This window comes from Burkholderia sp. AU6039 (assembly GCF_002223365.1).
In the GTDB taxonomy this organism is placed as follows: Bacteria; Pseudomonadota; Gammaproteobacteria; order Burkholderiales; family Burkholderiaceae; genus Burkholderia.
Genome location: NZ_NKFK01000005.1, coordinates 891062 through 908414, shown reverse-complemented (window position 1 = coordinate 908414; position 17353 = coordinate 891062). Strand labels below are relative to the sequence as shown.

The window sequence follows — 17353 nt, the reverse complement described above, 5'->3', positions numbered from 1 at the left end:
GATGACGCCCGACGCCCGCAAGCACCTCCGCGCCAACCTGCTGATGCTCGCCGCCGCCGCGATCTGGGGTTCGGCTTTCGTCGCCCAGCGCCTGAGTCTCGACGTGATCGGGCCGTTCCTGTTCACGGGGCTCCGTTTCCTGCTCGGCGCGCTGGTGCTGGTGCCGCTGCTGATGCTGAACACGGCGTCGCGCACGCAACTCGCGGCGATCCGCCGTGAGCCGACGCTGCTGCTGCCGGGCCTCGCGCTCGGCGGGCTGCTGGCGGTATCGATTTCGCTGCAGCAGATCGGCCTGCAGTACACGCGCATCGCCAACGCAGGCTTCATCAGCTCGCTGTACGTCGTGATCGTGCCGCTGATGGGCGTGTTCGCCCGTCACCGGATCGGCCCGGGCACGTGGTTCGGCGCACTGCTCGCGGCGATCGGCCTGTATTTCCTCAGCATCAACGAGCAATTCTCGGTGCTGTACGGCGACTGGTTCCAGCTCGCCGGCGCCGTGATCATCGCCGCGCACGTGATGGCCGTCGGCCATTTCGCGAAGCGCCACAATCCGCTCGTGCTCGCGTTCATGCAGTTCGTCGTGTGCGGCGTGGCGTGCCTCGCGGTCGGCCTCGTCATCGAGCCGGTCAGCGGCACGATGCTGCGCAACGCGCTGCCGACGCTGCTGTACGGCGGCCTGCTGTCGGTCGGGGTCGGCTATACGATGCAGGTGGTCGCGCAACGCGACGCGGCGCCCGCGCACGCGGCCGTGATCTTCAGCATGGAAGGCGTGTTCGCGGCGATCGCCGGCTGGGCCGCGCTCGGCGAAACGCTGACGCTGCGCGCGCTCGTGGGCTGCGCGCTGATGCTGGCCGGCCTGCTCGCGTGCCAGTTGCTGCCGAACGGCGACGCCCGGAAAAAGGACGAAGACGCGCTCCCGGCGTGACACGCACCGTCCCTATAATGACGGTTCGCGTGACTTCCACGCCAACCGCTTCCGACAGGCCAGCTCCGTGACGTCCACTACCGTCGATCCCGCCGCCGACCTGCTGCGCGAACGCGCAGCGCATTACGCCACCCAGGCGGCGCTGTTCCTGCGCGACCAGGCGCTCTCCACCGCGTCGCACGACCTGCGCAGCCCGCTGAACGCGATGCATAGCTGGGCGTACGTGCTCGAACGCCAGCTCGCCAACGCCGATCCGAACCTGCAGCGCGCGCTCGCGGGCATCCGCACGGGCATCGACCAGCAGGTTGCGCTGATCGACGACGTGCTCGACGCGCCGCGCGCCGAAACGCGCACGCTCGCCGTCAAGCCGCAGCCGTTCGCGCTGCGCGCGCTGCTCGACGACACGATCGCACTCGCCCGTTTCGCGCTCGCCGACGCACGGCAGGTCGCGCTCGACGCGACGCTGCCGGACGGCGAACCGTCGCTGACCGCCGACCGCGAACGCATCGCACAGGCGCTCTGGACGATGCTCACCGCCGCGGTCGAAGCCAGCGCCGCCGGCAGCCGCGTGACGTTTGCGTGCGCGCGCGACGGCCTGCAGTTCACCGCGCGCGCCACGTGTACCGTCAACGCCGTCACGCTCGCCGATCCCGCGCAACCGCATGCATTCGAATCGTTCGCACGACGCGAGATGCTGCGCGAGCGCGACGCCAAGCGCGTCGCCTGGACGCTCGCGCTTTGCCAGCGCGTCGCGCTCGCACACGGCGGCACGTTCGCGCACGACGCGTTCGTCGACGGCGCCACGGCCACCATCACGCTCTCCGTCCCCGGTGAGGCGCCGGTGTAAGCAATCGGCCGCCCGACACATTACAAATTCCTTTCTGGCTCTATACTGACGGGCCTGTCATAACCGGAGTGCTTCTTTGTTACAGATCTTCGCGCTCATCGGCGCGTTGTTCCTGGTGGCCCTGAACGGGTTCTTCGTCGCGGCCGAATTCGGCCTCGTCAAACTGCGCGCCACGCGCGTCAAGACACTGGCCCGCAAGCACGGCCTGCGCGGCCGCATCCTCGGCATCGTGCACGGCCGGCTCGATGCGTATCTTTCCGCGTGCCAGCTCGGCATCACGCTTGCGTCGCTCGGCCTCGGCTGGGTCGGCGAACCGGCCTTCGCGCAACTGCTCGGCCCGCTGCTCGACCTGATCGGCGTGGAATCCGAACGCGTCGTGCACCTGATCTCGCTGGTGTTCGCGTTCTCGCTGATCTCGTTCCTGCACATCGTCGTCGGCGAGCTGGCGCCGAAATCGATGGCGATCCGCCAGCCGGAGAAGGTCGGCCTGTGGGTCGCGCTGCCGCTCTATGCGTTCTACTGGGCGATGTATCCGGCGATCTGGGTGCTCAACAACAGCGCCAACGCGGTGCTGCGGCTCGCGGGGCTCTCGGCCGACCACGGCAGCGACGCCCACTACTCGACCGACGAGCTGAAGCTGATCCTGCGCAGCCGCCGCAGCACGGCCGGCAATCCGGCCCAGCCGGCGCGCGGCACGTACAGCAACGACGAGTGGAACACGCTCGCGCATTCGCTCGACTTTTCGTCGATGACCGTGTCGGACCTGATGCGGCCGGCCCATGAAATGATCGGCCTGCGCCGCGACCTGCCGCTGCCCGACAACATGGAGATCGTCGCGCGGCACCGCTTCAGCCGCTATCCGCTGTTCGAGGATGCGTCGCGCGAACAGGTGAGCGGGCTGATCCACCTGAAGGACCTGCTGCTCGCGCGTCACGCGGGTGCAGCGCTGGAAGACCTGTCGGACTACGTCCGCCCCGTGCAGTACGTGAGGCCCGACACGCCGGCGCTCGACCTGTTCCGCCGCTTCCGCAAGGGCGCGCCGCACTTCGCGCTGGTCGGCAACAAGGGCGAGAAGCCGATCGGCTTCCTGACGCTCGACAACCTGCTCGGCGCGCTGGTCGGCCAGATCCACGACGAGTTCCGCCAGGGCGACGCCGACTGGAGCCGCCTCGACGACGGCACGCTGATGGGCAAGGGCAGCCTGCCCGTCGTGTCGCTCGAGCAGGCGCTCGGCATCGACATCGACGAAGGCCGCGCGGAATCGGTCGGCGGCCTCGTGATCCAGGCGCTCAGCGACCTGCCGACCGAAGGGCAGCGCGTGTCGTTCGACCGCTTCGACGTCGTCGTGAAGAAGATGAACGGGCCGCGTATCGTGCTCGTGCGCGTCTACCCGAAGATCTCGAAAGAGGCCGACGAATGACGGCCGCGCTGCGCCGCACGCGATGAACGCCACGCTGCCGCGCTGCTGCGTGATCACGCCGGAGCCGGCGTCCGCGTCGGCGGCCGATTGCGCGGCGTTCCTCGACCGGCTGTCGGCCGTGCTCGCGCGCGGCGAGACGCTCGTGCAACTACGCGTGAAATCGCTCGACGCAACCGCGTTCGCGCGACTCGCCGCCGAAGCGCTCGCGCGCTGCGACGCAGCCGGCGCGCATCTGATGCTGAACGGGCCGATCGATGCGGCCGGCGTGATGCGGCTCGACGGCGCCGGCTGGCATCTCGACGGCACCGCGTTGCGCGCCGCCACGCAGCGGCCGTTGCCGGCCGGAAGATGGGTGTCCGCCGCCTGTCACACGCGCGACGACCTGCGGCTGGCCGCGCGCGCCGGTGCGGATTTCGTCACGCTGTCGCCCGTGTTGCCGACGCTCAGCCATCCCGGTGCGCCGACGCTCGGCTGGACACGGTTCGGCGCGCTGGCCGCCGAGGCCGCCATGCCCGTCTTCGCGCTCGGCGGCATGACACGTACCCACCTCGACGATGCACGCCGCCACGGCGCCTACGGCATCGCAGGCATTCGCGGGTTCTGGTAGTTCGGAGATTGCCCTGCGGTGCAGCCGGGCGCAGATGCGCCCGGCCGCTCAAACGCTTACCCGCTCACGTCGTCATGCGTTCAGGTTCGGACGCATGCCGCGCCAGGCGCCGTCATCGATGCGACGCGCATCGTGCGTGAGCGCATACCGGTTGACGTCACCCGTCAGCCACGCGACGAGCGCATACGGCGGCAACACGCCTTCATCGACCCGGTCGCGCGCACGCGCCGGCGTCTCGAACACGACCCGCCCGCTCGGTGCATCGAACGGCACCGCGTCGGGCGACAGGTTCAACGCGATCGTCAGCGTCTCGTCGTCGGCGAGCCGCCATGATGCGAGCAGCGCGTCGGCATCGCCGTCGCCGTCCGACTTCAGCGCTCGCGCCTCCTGCGGCCGGCAATCGGACAATCGCGGCGCGATCAGCTTCGCGCGCACCGCGAGCGCCGACTGCACGAAATGCGCGCGATCGACATCGCGCGCGGTTTCGTCGAAGATCAACGGGATCTGCGGCGTGAGCAGCGACAGCGCCAGTGCGGCCAGACCGGCCGCCTGCCCGTGGTCGCCCTGCCCGCAGTCGCGCCACGCGCCATCGGACAGCACCAGCGACGTCAACGACAGCCCGCTGTCGGCGGCCATGCCTTCCCCCGACCCGGCCGGCTGGAATGCGGCTCCGGCCGCGGTCAGCGCGCGGGCGAGCGTGTGGATCGACTGGTGCGTGGAAATGCCTTCGTGGGCCGACACATCGCGCCCCGTCAGCCGGTGCAGCGCGCGTTCGCCGCAGCCGTTCCACTGTGCATCGAAATGGGTATCGGCTAGATGCGCCGGATGCCGTTCGCTGCCGAGGACGAGATGGATCAGCCGGTCGGCCGGCACGGCCGCGCGCACGCGATCCGCGATCTCGCGCAGCCACGACACGCCGATCCGGTCGGCCTCGCGCAGGCGCAGCCCGTCGCAACGGTACTCGTCGATCCAGTACAGCGCGTTGTCGCAGAAGAAATCGCAGACTTCCGGATGATCGAGCGCGAGCGGCGGCGCCTGGAGCGGATCGTCACGCGTATGGAAGAACGGCGCCGCGTAGTGGCGCAGCGCCTCGGTGCCGCTGCCGAAGCGCGCGTAATCGAGTTCCAGCAGCACCGCGAGACCGTAGCCGTGCGCGTCGTCGATCAGCGCCTTCAGCGCGTCGGGGCCGCCTTCGGCCGCGAGCGGCGCGAACGGCAGGCTGTCGTGCGGCGACGCGAGCAGCTCCAGCGCGGTCACGCCGAGCCGCGCGAGTTGCGGCAGGCGCCGGCGCACGCCGTCGAAGCCGCCCACCGCGTGCGGGCGAATCGCATAGAGCGCGATGTCTTCCCATGCGCGCCCGTGCCAGAACGTGTTGCGCCACGTGAACGCGCGCGGGTCGATGACCTCGCTCGGGCCGTTGAGCCCTTCGGGTTGCGAGCGCGACGCGGGATCGGGAATCGATACCGCATCGTCGAGGCGATAGCGATAAAGCGCACCCGCACCGCAATCGGCAAAGACTTCGAACCAGTTCGTGCCGGCCGCCGTCATCGGGACGAGCAACGGGCCGAAGCCGGTATCGAGTTCGAGCTGGACCTGCGTGCTGCCCGGCGCCCACACGCGAAAATGCGTGCGCGGCGTCGCGCACAGCGCGCCACAGGGCTGGGCGCCGAACGGCAAGCAGTGAATGTAGTGCTGCGCATACGGATCGTGCGGACAATCGGACATCATGCGCTCCTCGTGCGTGCCGAGCGGCATGGCCGCGCCAGCGGGGCGCGGCGCATCGGGGCCCGGCATGCGACGGCCAGGCGAGGGGAGAGAACCGAGTATGCGCCGGATTCGCTACCGCGATGCATCGCATCCGGACATTTTTAAATACGAATCGACCCCGGGAAAACCCGCAATCCTGCCGGTCCCGACGAGTCGGGTAGCAGTCATACCGGAATGGCTGCTCGCCTTGTTGCACCGGCCGCGCACGCTTACGCTCTGCGCCATGCTCGCGGACACGACGTCCGCGCCCGACCCGAGGAACCCGCCATGTCGCTTCCCGCCAGCGCCGCCAAATTCGATCCGGCACGCGCGCACGAATACGCCGAGCAATCCCGCATCGCGCTCGCCGGCTACGATGCCTGCCACGAACTCACCGCGTGCATGCTCGCGTCGGCGATCGCGGCGCCCGACGCGCGGATCCTCGTCGCGGGCGCGGGCGGCACCGGGCAGGAAATCTGCGTGGCGGCCGCGCTCGAGCCGGGCTGGCAGTTCACGGCCGTCGACCCGTCCGCGCCGATGCTCGCGCTCGCGCGCTCGAACGTCGAAGCCGCGGGTTTCGGCGCACGCACGGCGTTCGTCGAAGACGGTGTCGATGCGTTGCCCGACACGCCCGCGTTCGACGGCGCGACGCTGATCGGCGTGCTGCACCACGTCCCCGGCGACGAAGCGAAGGCGGCGCTGCTGCATGCGATCGCGCGGCGCCTGAAACCCGGCGCGCCGCTCGTGCTCGCCGGCAACCATCGCCGCTACGCGGACCACCCTCGCCTGCTCGACGCGTGGCAGCAGCGCTGGCGCATGAAAGGCGCGACGCCCGAAGCGGTGCGCGCGCAACTCGCGAAGATCCTGCAGGGCGCCGATCCGCCCGCGTCCGAGGACGCCGTGTTCGGCCTGCTGAGCGATGCGGGCTTCGATGCGCCGCTGCGCTTCTTCGCGAGCCTGTTCTGGAGTGCGTGGATCGCGGTGCGGCTCGCGTGATGGAGCGGGGTGGCCGGCCAAGCGCGGTCGGCCAGACGCGGCCGACTAGGCGCGGCCGGCTAGGCGCCGTTCGTCACGGCGCGCAACGCGTTTCGCGTATGCGCCCTCCGCGCTGGGTATGATGTCGTTCCCGCCCTCACTCCCGGCGTCGACATGCTCACCGTCCATCACCTGAACAACTCGCGCTCGCAGCGCGTGCTCTGGCTGCTCGAAGAACTGGATGTGCCGTACGAGATCGTGCGCTACGCGCGCGATCCGAAGACGATGCTGGCGCCGCCCGCGTTGCGCGCGATCCATCCGCTCGGCAAGTCGCCGGTCGTCACCGACGACGGCCGCACGTACGCCGAATCGGGCGCGATCATCGAATACCTGGTCGAACGCTACGGCAACGGGCGCCTCGCGCCGCCGCCCGGCACGCCGGCGCGGCACGACTACACGCACTGGCTGCACTACGCGGAAGGGTCGGCGATGCCGCCGCTGCTGCTCAAGCTCGTCGCGCTGCGAATCGCGCACGCGCCGATGCCGTTCTTCGCACGGCCGATCGCGCGCAAGATCGCCGACACGCTGCAGTCGAACTTCGTCGATCCGCAGATCGCCCTGCATCTCGGGCATGTCGACGACACGTTGGGCCGCACCGGCTGGTTCGTCGGCGACGGTTTCAGCGCAGCCGACATCCAGATGAGCTTTCCGCTCGAAGCCGCGACCGCCCGCGGGGGCGGCAGCCGCTATCCGGCGATCGCGCGTTTCCTCGACGCGATCCACGCGCGGCCCGCGTACCAGCGGGCGCTGGAGCGCGGCGGCCCGTACGACCTGCTCAAGTGACGCTGCGATTCACCCTGGCCTGCGTCAGCTCAGCAGGCCCGCCGCGACGTTGATCGACAGCCCGAGCACGGCCATGTTGAAGTAGAACGACAGGATCGACTGCGCGAGCACCGAGCGCCGCGCGGAACGGTTCGCCAGCGACACGTCGGCCGTCTGCGACGCGACCGCGAGCGTGAACGCGAAATACAGGAAATCCCAGTAATCGGGTTCGGGGCTCTTGTCCGGAAAGCGCAGCGCGCGATCGTTGCTCGGCGAGCCGTAATAGAGCCGCGCATAGTGCAGCGTGAAGATCGTCGGGATCAGGAACCACGCGCCGAACAGCGTCGCGCCCGTGATTGCGTAATGGCTGAGCCCCGCGCTGAAGCCGACGCTCTTGACGGTCGCGAGTTCGATCGCGATCGCGGCGACGCTCGCGACGGTCGCAAGGCACACGACGGTCAGCACGGTCGTCGCGTTTTCATCCTCGCGGATCGCGATTTCGCGCACCTGGTGATGGTGCGCGGTGACCATGCGCACCCACATCAGCACGAGATACAGCCAGATCGCGCAATCCCAGCCGATCAGCGCACGCGCGGTCGGACGCAGCGAAAACGGCAGCAGCACCGCGCACAGCGCGCCGGCGACGAATGCCGCGACCATGCGCGGCCGGTTGCGTAATACCTGCGGATAAAGCGTCATCATGTGATTCCGAAAGCAAATGGAAAGGGTTCGGCCGGCGCGCGGGACATACCGCCGCGCCGCACCGGCGGGTATTGCCCCGATTATCGTCATTCCATCGTGACGTGGCGATGGGGGCGCGAGCGCCTAAGATATTGGGATGACTGCCACCGCCCCCCTCTGCCGCCATCCGGCGAACACGGTCGGCCGCGACTTCGTCGTCGGCGACCTGCACGGCTGCGTGGATGTGCTGCGCGCGCTGCTGCACGACATCCGCTTCGATCCGGCCCGCGACCGCCTGTTCTCGGTCGGCGACCTCGTCGACCGCGGCCCTGCCTCCGAAGCCACGCTCGACCTGCTCGACCGCCCGTGGTGCCACGTCGTGCGCGGCAATCACGAGGAAGTGCTGAGCCTCGTGGCGCGCGGCAAGCTATCGCCCGACGCGTGGCGCGGGATCGGCGGCGACTGGGGTGCCGACCTGCCGCCGGAACGGCTGCACGCGCATGCGGCGCGCGTCGACGCGCTGCCGCTGGTGCGGGTGATCGGCGACGGCCCCGGGCGCTTCAACGTGCTGCATGCGGAATTCTTCGGCTCGGACGCCGATCTCGACACGGGCAGCTATGCGCACGACGTGCGCGAGCGGCTGATCTGGGGCCGCGATCTCGTCCAGGGGCTCGCCGATCCGGCGCGGCAGGCCGGGCTGTCGCTGACCTGCACCGGGCACACGCCGGTGCGCGCGCCGCAGCGGATCGGCGCGCAGTGGTTCATCGACACGGGCGCGTTCGCTCCGGCCGGGCGGCTCACGCTCGCCGAGCCGCGCACCGGGCGCACCTGGTCGATGACGCAGGCCGAGGCACGCGAACGCCATGCGGGCGACTGGCCGCTGCCTTGAGGCGCCGATAGGTGCTGATCGGTGCTGACGCGCGCGAGCGGCCCCTAGCCGACCTGGTTCAGTTCGAATACCGCATCGACGGCCGAGCCGTTCCAGTTGTATTCGAGGTAGGCCGCGTGATGGCAGTCGCGCAGCAGCGCGGTGCGGAACGCCGCCAGGCACTCGCCGCGCGGGTCGCGCACCGACGGATAGACGATCCCTGCACCGCCCGCATTGCGCACCGCGCGGCCGAGCGCCTGCCCGGCGCTGTAATCGAGCGGATGCAGCAGCGCCGGATCGCGTTTCGGCCACGTGCGGATGTCGGCCACGTCGCCCTGCGCGATCACCGTATAGAGCCGCATTTGCTGGCGCATCGGCGGCTCCTTGGTCGCTTCCAGGAACAACGCGCTGTGATACCGCGTTTCGGCGATCGCCGTGTCGCGCGAACGCGCGCAGTAGAACACGCCGTAGCTGCCGTCGGAAAAGCGGCTGCCCTGCGGATTCAGGTGCGTGAACGCGGCCATGATCGGCCCCCAGCCCTGCCCGTAGCGGCGCTCGGCGGGCGGCACGAGGTCGAGTGTGCCGACTTCGTTGCGGATGCGGTCGTTGGTCAGCGATTCGAGTGCGTAAAGCGCGTCGAAATCGTCCGCCGAGGCTACGCGGTCGAACAGGTTGATCGCCGGGAAACGGGTGGGGATCACGCGATAGGCTGGCGCCCAGTCGACCGCGGTCGTGGGCCATTGTTGTGCTTGGATCGGCATGGTCACGCCCAGCCACCTCGCATCGCGTCGAGATATTGCCGGACGGCGACCAGATCGCCGACGTTGCCGGCGAGCATCCGGTCGAGTGCGCGCTTGCCGCCGAACGGCGCCGCGTCGTTCGGCCGCTTGACCCACGCATCGGCCGCGGCCGGCTGCGGCAGCAGGATCTGCAGCGCCTTGTAGATGCCGAGCAACAGCGATAGCCGTTCGAGCGTATCGCGCGGCAGCCGCGCCGATTCCGGCGTGGCCTTCCACTTGAAGAACGTCGAGCGGCCGGGCGACCCGAGCAGCACGATCTGCTCGTCGATCGTCAGTTCCCAGTCGCGCGCGATGTTGAAAAACGCGCGCAGGCCGGCCGCCGACATCTGCGCGACCGAGGCCTGCGGCGAGGCGGAGTGCGATTCACAAGCGGGCCGTGACATGATCGTTAGTCTCGAAACGAATTTACTAACAAGATTAGTCCATTTTCGTATTTTTGCAAGGGTCGAGACCCGCCGATCGATCCGCCCATCCGACAAAACGATATTTTTTGTCCATTCTGGACTCTGATTTTATTTTCTGCGTTAATGGCCGTGCGGACACCGCGCACAGACGCGGTTCGTATCCGTGAAACCGTGTCGCACAGAAACCGGAAGCACCCCGCCAAGGAACGCACCATGAAGAGACTGATTGCCGCTGTTTCGATCGCCCTGCTCGCGGTATCCGCAGGCCCCGCCGTCGCGAAGGACTGGACCACGATCCGCTTCGGCACCGATGCCAGCTACGCGCCGTTCGAGTCGAAGGCGCCCGACGGCAAGCTCGTCGGCTTCGACATCGACCTCGGCAACGAGATCTGCGCGCGCCTGAAGGCGAAGTGCGTGTGGCTCGAGAACGATTTCGACGGGATGATTCCGGCGCTGAAGGCGAAGAAGTTCGACGCGGTGCTGTCGTCGATGTCGATTACGCCGCAGCGCGCGCAGCAGATCGGCTTCACGACGAAGATCTACAACCAGCCGACGCGGCTCGTCGTGAAGAAGGGCTCGCCGCTGCTGCCGACGGCCGAATCGCTGAAGGGCAAATCGATCGGCGTGGAACAGGGCACGACGCAGGAAACGTATGCGAAGGCGTACTGGGGCAAGCAAGGCGCGAACGTCGTGTCGTACCAGAACCAGGACGGCGTGTACGCCGACCTGACCTCGGGCCGCCTCGACGCGGCACTGCAGGATGAAGTGCAGGCGGCCATCGGGTTCCTGAAATCGCCGCGCGGCGCGAACTACACGTTCGTCGGCCCGGAGCTCGTCGACGAGAAGGTGCTCGGCATCGGCGCCGGCATCGGGCTGCGCAAGGAGGACACCGACCTGAAGGCGAAGATCGACGGCGCCATCCTCGAGATGGTCAAGGACGGCACCTACAAGCGGCTCGCGTCCAAGTACTTCGACTTCGACATCTACGGCGGCTGAAACGGCGTCGCGCGCGTACGGGCGCCACACCCGTCGCGCGCGTCCGACCGCCCCTCCCCTCACCACCGGACGGCACCGGCGTAACACCGTTTGCCGTCGCATCGAATGCTTCACCCGTCGCACACATCGCACGACGCTTCGCATTTCATTCGGATTGCAGATTGATCGTCCGCGGGGACGATGCCTCGCGCGAACGGGTATCGTGCGGCTTCAGTCAGTAGGCGAAGACCGGGCGTCGAGGTACCGGCGCCCGTGTGCACATGCCCTTGCGAATCGGGTTCGCGTGCAGGAAAGTGCCGACCCGGCGCGGATGACCGGCAATCAACCGGATCCGCCTCGCACCGGGCGCGGAGAGATGGCCTGTCGATGCATGCCGGCCGGCTGCAAGAACGACGTTCGACCGACGATGCTCCGAATCACTGCGATCGCGGCCTGCCGGCCGCGGCGTGTGGCGATCGATCATTTTTCTTCCCCGTATCAATCTGATGGTTGTTCCGGCAACCGGACTCGACCGGTGCCCCGACGATCAGGCGACGACACTCCGTGCTCGCCGGAACGCAGCTGTCGTGCCGCGCGCCGTCGCCGCATCCCCGCGGACTCTGTCCTGGCCGGTACTGACAGCGTTCGCTGCCGAACCGGACGGACCGTGCATCATCGACTTTCGCATGCTCACTGTCGCAAGGAGCGGGCCAGCGTCGCGCGAGCCTGTCCGGACAAGCGATTGACCGGGCAGCATGGTGGCCGGAACGGGTGCGGAAGGCGGGAAGTTACGAAACTGAAACACGCGGCGCGCGGCCTGCGCTGGCCGCGTCGCAGCGCTGCCTTGCCGGATAAGGCTGAACAATGCAGCGCGACATTTTTACCGACGGGCGCCAGCCGTTCACCCCGATTTCCCGCGCCAATTTGCGTGACCGTCGAGGCGAAAATGTTTCATGCGCTTTACATGGCGCAGGCGGCACGGGAGCCGCAGGTTGTCCGCGCATCCATCGGCCGGCGGCATCGCTATACTGCGAAACCGGCGCGGGTCATGTTTGCGCCGGCGCCCTTCGCCGGCGCGTGACGTACTTCACCACGCCGCCCCATCACCCGAACGACCGCACCCGATGATCCGCACCCTCTATACCGCCGAACGCGCCAGGCTGATTCGCTTCGGGGTGTCGGGCGTCGGCTCGACCGCGCTGCATGCGCTGATCGCGGCCGCGATGTTCGCGCTGTTCGACGCGACGCCGGTGAGCGCGAACGCGGTCGCGTTCGCGTGCTCGACCGCGTTCTCGTATCTCGCCAACACGCTGTGGAGTTTTTCGTCACCGGTGACGTGGGGCAACTTCGTGCGCTTTCTCGCCGTCGCGCTGGCCGGACTCGGCATGACGATGCTGCTGGCGCACGGCACCGAGACGCTCGGCCTCGCCCGCGCGTGGAGCATCGTCGCGGTCGTGCTGTGCGTGCCGCCGGTCACGTTCGTGCTGCACCGGCTCTGGACCTATCGCTGAACCGGCTCACGCGTCACGCATGCGCCGCTCAGCCGACCCGCTGATGCCCCGCGTCGCCGGACGGCGCGCCGTCGTGCCCGCCGTTGTCGCCGTTCCCGCCGTTGTTGTCGTGATCGTTCAGCCCGTGCTCGATCATCATCCGGTAGAGCGTCACGCGTGAAATGCCGAGTTCGGCCGCGGCCTTGTTGATGCGGTGATCGTTGCGCAGCAGCGCATTCTCGATCGCGGTGCGCTCGGCGAGCGCCCGCGCCTGTTCGAGCGTCACGGGTTCGGTTTCGCCCGGCGTCTCGAGCCCGAGATCGTGCGGCGTCAGCAGCCGGCTTTCGGCCATCACGATCGCGCGCCGCACGCGGTTGATCAGCTCGCGCACGTTGCCCGGCCATTCATAGCGGCGCATCGCGTCGAGCGCGGCCGACGTGAAGCCGCTGATCTTGCGGCCGCTGTCGGACTTGAATTTCTGCAGCACGTAGTGCGCGAGGATGTCGATATCCTTGCCGCGCGCGCGCAGCGGCGGCTCGTGGATACGCAGCACGCACAGACGGTGATAAAGGTCCGCGCGGAAGCGCCCGGCCTCGACCGCGCCGTCGAGATCGACGTGGGTGGCCGAGATGATCCGTACGTCGACCGGAATCGATTCCTGCCCGCCGAGCCGCTCGATCTTCCCTTCCTGCAGGAAGCGCAGCAGGCTCGCCTGGCTTTCGACCGGCATGTCGCCGATTTCGTCGAGAAACAGCGTGCCGCCGTTCGCCGATTCGATCCGGCCCGCGCGCCGCTGGTTCGCGCCGGTGAACGCGCCGCGCTCGTAGCCGAACAGTTCCGACTGCAGCAGGTGATGCGGAATCGCGCCGCAATTGATCGCGACGAACGGGCCCTTGCCGCGGCCGGAGCGCTCGTGAATCGCGAGCGCGGTCAGCTCCTTGCCGGTGCCCGACTCGCCGGAGATGAACACGCTCGCGTCGGTCTTCGCGACCTTGCGGATCGTGCTGAACAGCTGCTGCATCGCCTCGCAGTTGCCGATCATCCCGTGTTCGCCGATCGACGCCGCGTAGGCCGCGCCATCGACGCGATCGAGCGCGGCCATCCCGCGCGCATGGCCGAGCACGTGCGAAATCCATTCGTAGGGCAACGGAAGGGTCACGTAATCGAAGCAATAGCTGCGGATCAGTTCGCGCACCGCGGGGCTGATCGTGATGCCGGCCTGCGCGATGGAAATCCAGCCGATCGACGGCTGGCTCAGGCACGCCTTCAGCGCGGGATAGTCGCGCGACGTGAACCCGGTGAAATCGACCAGACCAGCGGCGACGCTCACGCCGGAGGTCATGTTCTGCGCGGCGCCGGCCGTCTTCGCGACGGCGATTTCCCAGCCGAGCCCGCGCAGTTGCGCAAGCAACGGCTCATCGGGCGAGCGCATGATCACGAACAGCTTGCGTCCGTCCTCGGGCGCGGTGACGGACACATGCGACATCTCGGGCACCGCATGCCCGTTTGCGTCAGGTGACCTAGCAACCATCGTTGTTCCCCGCTTGGCGTTGGTATCGCGCCGGCTCGCCGTCACGCGCGACGGACCTCGATCGAACCGACATATTGGCCGCATTTCCGTCCGAATAAAATCCCCCCGTGCAGGAATCGCGCGTGAGGTGGACATTGTCATGAACGGTATATCGATGCGGCCGGTGCGCGGCTAGATGGGTGTTATCCCGGTGGCGTACGCGGCGGGACCCCTGAACGGGCGGCTGCGCGGCGCGCAAAGCCGCGCCGGTGCTGGCGCATGGCGTTCCCGGGCGATGCCGCGCGCGCCGGATCGGCTCGCCCGCGCATGCGTGCACTACCGGTCGACGGGCCCTCAGGGCGTCCGCGCAGCCGGTTCGAATTGATTTCGGTCAATCGTCAGAAGAAGACGGTTGATGCACGAACGCAACATGCGCGGCCCGATGCCGCGCCTGCCGGCGCAGCGGCGGTCTCAGCGGCCCGATGCGAGCGACGCCGGCGCGTTGGCGCGGCCACGGCCGGCCGGTGCGCCGCCCTGTTCGCCGTAGGCGGCGGCGAGCGCGTCGACCCGCGCCAGATGGTGGTGATTGTCGTGATCCCACGGATGGAAGCCCGGCCGGAAGAAGCTCAGCCATTCGCCGGCGATGCGCGGGAACAGCCCCCGGCGCGGCCCGTACAGGAACGCGATCATCCGCAGCATGCCGCGCACGTGATGGCCGGCGCCGCGATCGCGCCACAGCAGCGTCGCATGCATCAGGAATACGGTCGGCCAGAACGTCAACGTCGTCAGCAGATACACGCCGATGCGGATCAGGTAACGACGCAGCCCCGGTTCCATCGCGGTGTTCCAGACGTCGAACGACACGGCCTTGTGCTCGGTTTCCTCGAGCGCGTGCCAGATCCACATCTGGCGGTAGCCCTCGACCGAGCCGTCGAGGCGCGTCGGGTCGCGCAGCAGCCAGTCGGCGAGCATCGCCGTGTAGTGCTCCGCCGCGACCGTGTGCGCGAGCTGCACCGAATGCGGCAGCTTGCGCTTCATGTAGCCGAGCACCGTCCAGACGCGCTTGTCGAGCTTGCGAGCGGGCAGGTGGTTCGCCTGCATCAGCTCGTTGTACTCGATGTGCTCGCGCGTGTGCATCGCCTCCTGGCCGATGAAGCCGAGCACCTGCTGCTTCAGCACGGGATCGTCGATCCGGTCACGGTAGTTGCGCACCGAATCCATGAAGAAACGCTCGCCGGCCGGAAACAGCAGCGACAGCGCGTTGAAGAAATGGGTCACGTGCGACCCGAGGCCATGCCAGTCCTTCGCGCGTTCGACCGGCAGGTCGAAGCGCAGGTCGCGGCGCACCGGCATGATCCCGGCTGCGGTGGCGGAAGCGGCTGACTTCATGTTCATCGTTCTCCTGGTTCCGGAGCGGCCCGGCGCGTCGTCCGACGCAGCCGGCGCAGGCCCGGGCGGCGCGTCGCGCACCGCCAAAATCTTGACATCGACAGCTGTAAAGATAGGCCGCCCGCGGCGGCGCACGCAAGCTACGCGGTAGATGCGCGCTTCCAAACAGGGCGCGGTCGAAAAGGCGGAGAAAACGGCGCTCGAACAGCGTGCAGACGGGGCGGGATTCGAACGCGCGCGGTGGCTCGCGAGCGATAGGCGCAGCGCCATGCCGTGTCACGTCGGCGGCCTGAAAGCTCCATTCGGCGGGCGTTTCACGGAAATCGGCAATGCCACACGGTACGCCGCGGCGCGCCCTGGTAGCACCGATTCATACACGCGTCGCACTCGCACGGTGCAACCGCGGTCGCGAGGCGCGCGAAAAATTCAAACGCGCGTTCCATTTGCGCTTCGGACGATCACGGCCACTGCGGCCCGGCGCCGCCCGCGACATACGTGCGAGCGGCCGACAGCCACGAGCGGCGGCCCGCTGCGCGCTCGCCTACAATAGCGGTTTTACCCATCCTTTTTCAGGAGAAGTCATGTCTGTCATCACGACCGAATCGGGCCTCAAATACGAAGACCTGACCGAAGGCACCGGCGACGTAGCGCAAGCCGGCCAGACCGTCAGCGTCCACTACACGGGCTGGCTGACCGACGGTCAGAAATTCGACTCGAGCAAGGATCGCAACGACCCGTTCGCGTTCGTGCTCGGCGGCGGCATGGTCATCAAGGGCTGGGACGAAGGCGTGCAGGGCATGAAAGTCGGCGGCGTGCGTCGCCTGACGATCCCGCCGCACCTCGGCTACGGCCCGCGCGGCGCAGGCGGCGTGATTCCGCCGAATGCCACGCTCGTGTTCGAAGTCGAACTGCTCGACATCTGACACCGCGCGCGAGCCGCCGACTGACGCGCTGCCCCATGGCACACCTTTCGTCCCCCACCATCGCACTGCAACGCTACGACACGCTCGAAGCGTCGGACGTGCACGACTTTCACCAGATCGTGCTCGGCATCGACGGGGCGATGGTGATGGCGGTGGACGGCGTCAGCCAGCGGCTCGACCGGCACGGCGCGTGGCTGGTTCCGGCCGGCGCGCGCCACGATTACGCGGGCCTCGGCGAAAACCGCCAGCTCGTGCTCAATCTTCCCCTCGCGTCGCTCGCGGTGCCGCAGCGGCTGTTCGACAGCGCGCGCGCCGTGGCGATCGATCCGGCACTGACGTCGCTGGTCGCGCAGATCGCGGCCGCCGCCGCGCAACTCGACGCCCCCGCCGACGACGCGCGGCACGCGGCCGCGCACCGTTTCCAGTGGCAGGCCGCCGCGCGGCTGTGCGGCGCGCTGCTCGACGAACGCGCCATCGCCGCGCCCGCCTCGGGCCTCGATTTCGCACGCATCGACCGCTGGCTGCGCGCACGGCTCGAGGAGCCGCTGCGCATCGCCGATCTCGCCGCGCACTGCGGCTACGGAATGCGCCGCTTTCATCAACTGTTCGTCGACGCGTTCGGCGAAACGCCGCATCGCTACCTGCAGCGGCTCAGGCTCGACGCGGCCGTGATCCTGCTCGCGGACGGCCGGTATCCGCTCGTCGATATCGCCGGGAGGGTCGGCTTCGCGGATCAAAGCACGTTCACCCATGCGTTCACGAAGCGCTTCGGCGTGGCACCGGGACGCTGGCGCGGCGAGCGGCATTGAACGCAGCCGCTGGCCCGCGCTGAGCGCGCATCCCGGCACGTAGCGGCACGCTTCTTCGGCACATCGCGTTCGCGCCGGCCGGGCCGCAGCCTGTCTGTTCCCGCTTCGCGCCCCCTGCTTCGCCTCTGGCGTTTCGACGCTTCACGTTCCGCTGAAACATTG

Annotated in this window: 17 protein-coding genes; 11 read left to right on the top strand and 6 right to left on the bottom strand. The window is 68.5% G+C overall.

From position 1 onward, the window contains the following. Position 1 precedes the first annotated feature (1 nt). The 4 genes from CFB39_RS21915 to CFB39_RS21900 all read left to right on the top strand — a co-directional run bounded on the left by CFB39_RS21915 (position 2) and on the right by CFB39_RS21900 (position 3799). On the top strand, positions 2–925 hold the full coding sequence (locus CFB39_RS21915; protein WP_089432355.1) for a DMT family transporter: 924 nt from the start codon (positions 2–4) through the stop codon (positions 923–925). A gap of 67 nt (positions 926–992) precedes the next feature. Then, positions 993–1772, top strand: coding sequence for a sensor histidine kinase KdpD (locus tag CFB39_RS21910; protein WP_089474416.1), 780 nt, complete (start codon positions 993–995; stop codon positions 1770–1772). A 76-nt stretch (positions 1773–1848) separates the two neighbouring features. Then, on the top strand, positions 1849–3192 hold the full coding sequence (locus CFB39_RS21905; protein WP_089428023.1) for a hemolysin family protein: 1344 nt from the start codon (positions 1849–1851) through the stop codon (positions 3190–3192). Positions 3193–3214: 22 nt separating this feature from the next. Then, positions 3215–3799, top strand: a complete 585-nt coding sequence (locus CFB39_RS21900) for a thiamine phosphate synthase (protein ID WP_089474415.1) — start codon at positions 3215–3217, stop codon at positions 3797–3799. 72 nt (positions 3800–3871) lie between these two features. Here the strand turns inward: CFB39_RS21900 and CFB39_RS21895 are convergent, their stop codons facing one another. Next, positions 3872–5524 carry a DUF3459 domain-containing protein gene (locus tag CFB39_RS21895; protein ID WP_089475630.1) on the bottom strand — a complete coding sequence of 551 codons (1653 nt, stop codon included), beginning with the start codon at positions 5522–5524 and terminating at the stop codon, positions 3872–3874. Between the two features lie 309 nt (positions 5525–5833). On the opposite strand from CFB39_RS21895, the gene CFB39_RS21890 reads away from it, so the two are divergent. Both CFB39_RS21890 and CFB39_RS21885 read left to right on the top strand, forming a co-directional pair. Continuing rightward, a complete protein-coding gene (locus tag CFB39_RS21890) occupies positions 5834–6541 on the top strand; it encodes a class I SAM-dependent methyltransferase (RefSeq protein WP_089474414.1) in 708 nt (235 codons plus the stop codon). 153 nt (positions 6542–6694) lie between these two features. Next, positions 6695–7363: a glutathione S-transferase gene (locus CFB39_RS21885; protein ID WP_089474413.1), complete on the top strand. Its 669-nt coding sequence runs from the start codon at positions 6695–6697 to the stop codon at positions 7361–7363. 24 nt (positions 7364–7387) lie between these two features. Here the strand turns inward: CFB39_RS21885 and CFB39_RS21880 are convergent, their stop codons facing one another. Next, entirely contained in the window at positions 7388–8041 is a 654-nt protein-coding gene (locus CFB39_RS21880) for a DUF1345 domain-containing protein (RefSeq protein WP_089475629.1), read from the bottom strand. Positions 8042–8180: 139 nt separating this feature from the next. Between CFB39_RS21880 and CFB39_RS21875 the strand changes: the two genes are divergently transcribed. Continuing rightward, positions 8181–8912 carry a metallophosphoesterase gene (locus CFB39_RS21875; protein ID WP_089474412.1) on the top strand — a complete coding sequence of 244 codons (732 nt, stop codon included), beginning with the start codon at positions 8181–8183 and terminating at the stop codon, positions 8910–8912. 44 nt (positions 8913–8956) lie between these two features. Here the strand turns inward: CFB39_RS21875 and CFB39_RS21870 are convergent, their stop codons facing one another. Both CFB39_RS21870 and CFB39_RS21865 read right to left on the bottom strand, forming a co-directional pair. Then, a complete protein-coding gene (locus tag CFB39_RS21870) occupies positions 8957–9652 on the bottom strand; it encodes an RES family NAD+ phosphorylase (protein ID WP_089428028.1) in 696 nt (231 codons plus the stop codon). Between the two features lie 2 nt (positions 9653–9654). After that, positions 9655–10074, bottom strand: a complete 420-nt coding sequence (locus CFB39_RS21865; protein WP_089474411.1) for an MbcA/ParS/Xre antitoxin family protein — start codon at positions 10072–10074, stop codon at positions 9655–9657. A 234-nt stretch (positions 10075–10308) separates the two neighbouring features. Here CFB39_RS21865 and CFB39_RS21860 point away from each other — a divergent pair, with 234 nt between their 5' ends. Further along, the gene (locus tag CFB39_RS21860; RefSeq protein WP_089474410.1) at positions 10309–11091 is read left to right on the top strand and encodes an ABC transporter substrate-binding protein; all 783 of its coding nucleotides are present in this window, start codon (positions 10309–10311) and stop codon (positions 11089–11091) included. A gap of 1103 nt (positions 11092–12194) precedes the next feature. After that, on the top strand, positions 12195–12581 hold the full coding sequence (locus CFB39_RS21850; RefSeq protein WP_089474409.1) for a GtrA family protein: 387 nt from the start codon (positions 12195–12197) through the stop codon (positions 12579–12581). 28 nt (positions 12582–12609) lie between these two features. On the opposite strand, the gene CFB39_RS21845 is transcribed toward CFB39_RS21850, so the two are convergent. Continuing rightward, positions 12610–14091 carry a sigma-54 dependent transcriptional regulator gene (locus CFB39_RS21845; protein WP_089474408.1) on the bottom strand — a complete coding sequence of 494 codons (1482 nt, stop codon included), beginning with the start codon at positions 14089–14091 and terminating at the stop codon, positions 12610–12612. Positions 14092–14541: 450 nt separating this feature from the next. Continuing rightward, positions 14542–15459 carry a metal-dependent hydrolase gene (locus tag CFB39_RS21840; RefSeq protein ID WP_089475628.1) on the bottom strand — a complete coding sequence of 306 codons (918 nt, stop codon included), beginning with the start codon at positions 15457–15459 and terminating at the stop codon, positions 14542–14544. A gap of 581 nt (positions 15460–16040) precedes the next feature. On the opposite strand from CFB39_RS21840, the gene CFB39_RS21835 reads away from it, so the two are divergent. Continuing rightward, complete coding sequence (locus CFB39_RS21835; RefSeq protein WP_089474407.1) at positions 16041–16382, top strand: FKBP-type peptidyl-prolyl cis-trans isomerase; 342 nt, start codon at positions 16041–16043, stop codon at positions 16380–16382. Positions 16383–16417: 35 nt separating this feature from the next. Further along, complete coding sequence (locus CFB39_RS21830; RefSeq protein WP_089474406.1) at positions 16418–17191, top strand: AraC family transcriptional regulator; 774 nt, start codon at positions 16418–16420, stop codon at positions 17189–17191. Positions 17192–17353 lie beyond the last annotated feature (162 nt).

Coding starts and splice junctions, on each gene's coding strand:
- CFB39_RS21915 (WP_089432355.1), top strand. CDS start 2: ATGACGCCCGACGCCCGCAAGCACCTCCGCGCCAACCTGCTGATGCTC.
- CFB39_RS21860 (WP_089474410.1), top strand. CDS start 10,309: ATGAAGAGACTGATTGCCGCTGTTTCGATCGCCCTGCTCGCGGTATCC.
- CFB39_RS21880 (WP_089475629.1), bottom strand. CDS start 8,041: ATGACGCTTTATCCGCAGGTATTACGCAACCGGCCGCGCATGGTCGCG.
- CFB39_RS21875 (WP_089474412.1), top strand. CDS start 8,181: ATGACTGCCACCGCCCCCCTCTGCCGCCATCCGGCGAACACGGTCGGC.
- CFB39_RS21870 (WP_089428028.1), bottom strand. CDS start 9,652: ATGCCGATCCAAGCACAACAATGGCCCACGACCGCGGTCGACTGGGCG.
- CFB39_RS21900 (WP_089474415.1), top strand. CDS start 3,215: ATGAACGCCACGCTGCCGCGCTGCTGCGTGATCACGCCGGAGCCGGCG.
- CFB39_RS21845 (WP_089474408.1), bottom strand. CDS start 14,091: ATGGTTGCTAGGTCACCTGACGCAAACGGGCATGCGGTGCCCGAGATG.
- CFB39_RS21885 (WP_089474413.1), top strand. CDS start 6,695: ATGCTCACCGTCCATCACCTGAACAACTCGCGCTCGCAGCGCGTGCTC.
- CFB39_RS21835 (WP_089474407.1), top strand. CDS start 16,041: ATGTCTGTCATCACGACCGAATCGGGCCTCAAATACGAAGACCTGACC.
- CFB39_RS21865 (WP_089474411.1), bottom strand. CDS start 10,074: ATGTCACGGCCCGCTTGTGAATCGCACTCCGCCTCGCCGCAGGCCTCG.
- CFB39_RS21895 (WP_089475630.1), bottom strand. CDS start 5,524: ATGTCCGATTGTCCGCACGATCCGTATGCGCAGCACTACATTCACTGC.
- CFB39_RS21890 (WP_089474414.1), top strand. CDS start 5,834: ATGTCGCTTCCCGCCAGCGCCGCCAAATTCGATCCGGCACGCGCGCAC.
- CFB39_RS21830 (WP_089474406.1), top strand. CDS start 16,418: ATGGCACACCTTTCGTCCCCCACCATCGCACTGCAACGCTACGACACG.
- CFB39_RS21850 (WP_089474409.1), top strand. CDS start 12,195: ATGATCCGCACCCTCTATACCGCCGAACGCGCCAGGCTGATTCGCTTC.
- CFB39_RS21840 (WP_089475628.1), bottom strand. CDS start 15,459: ATGAAGTCAGCCGCTTCCGCCACCGCAGCCGGGATCATGCCGGTGCGC.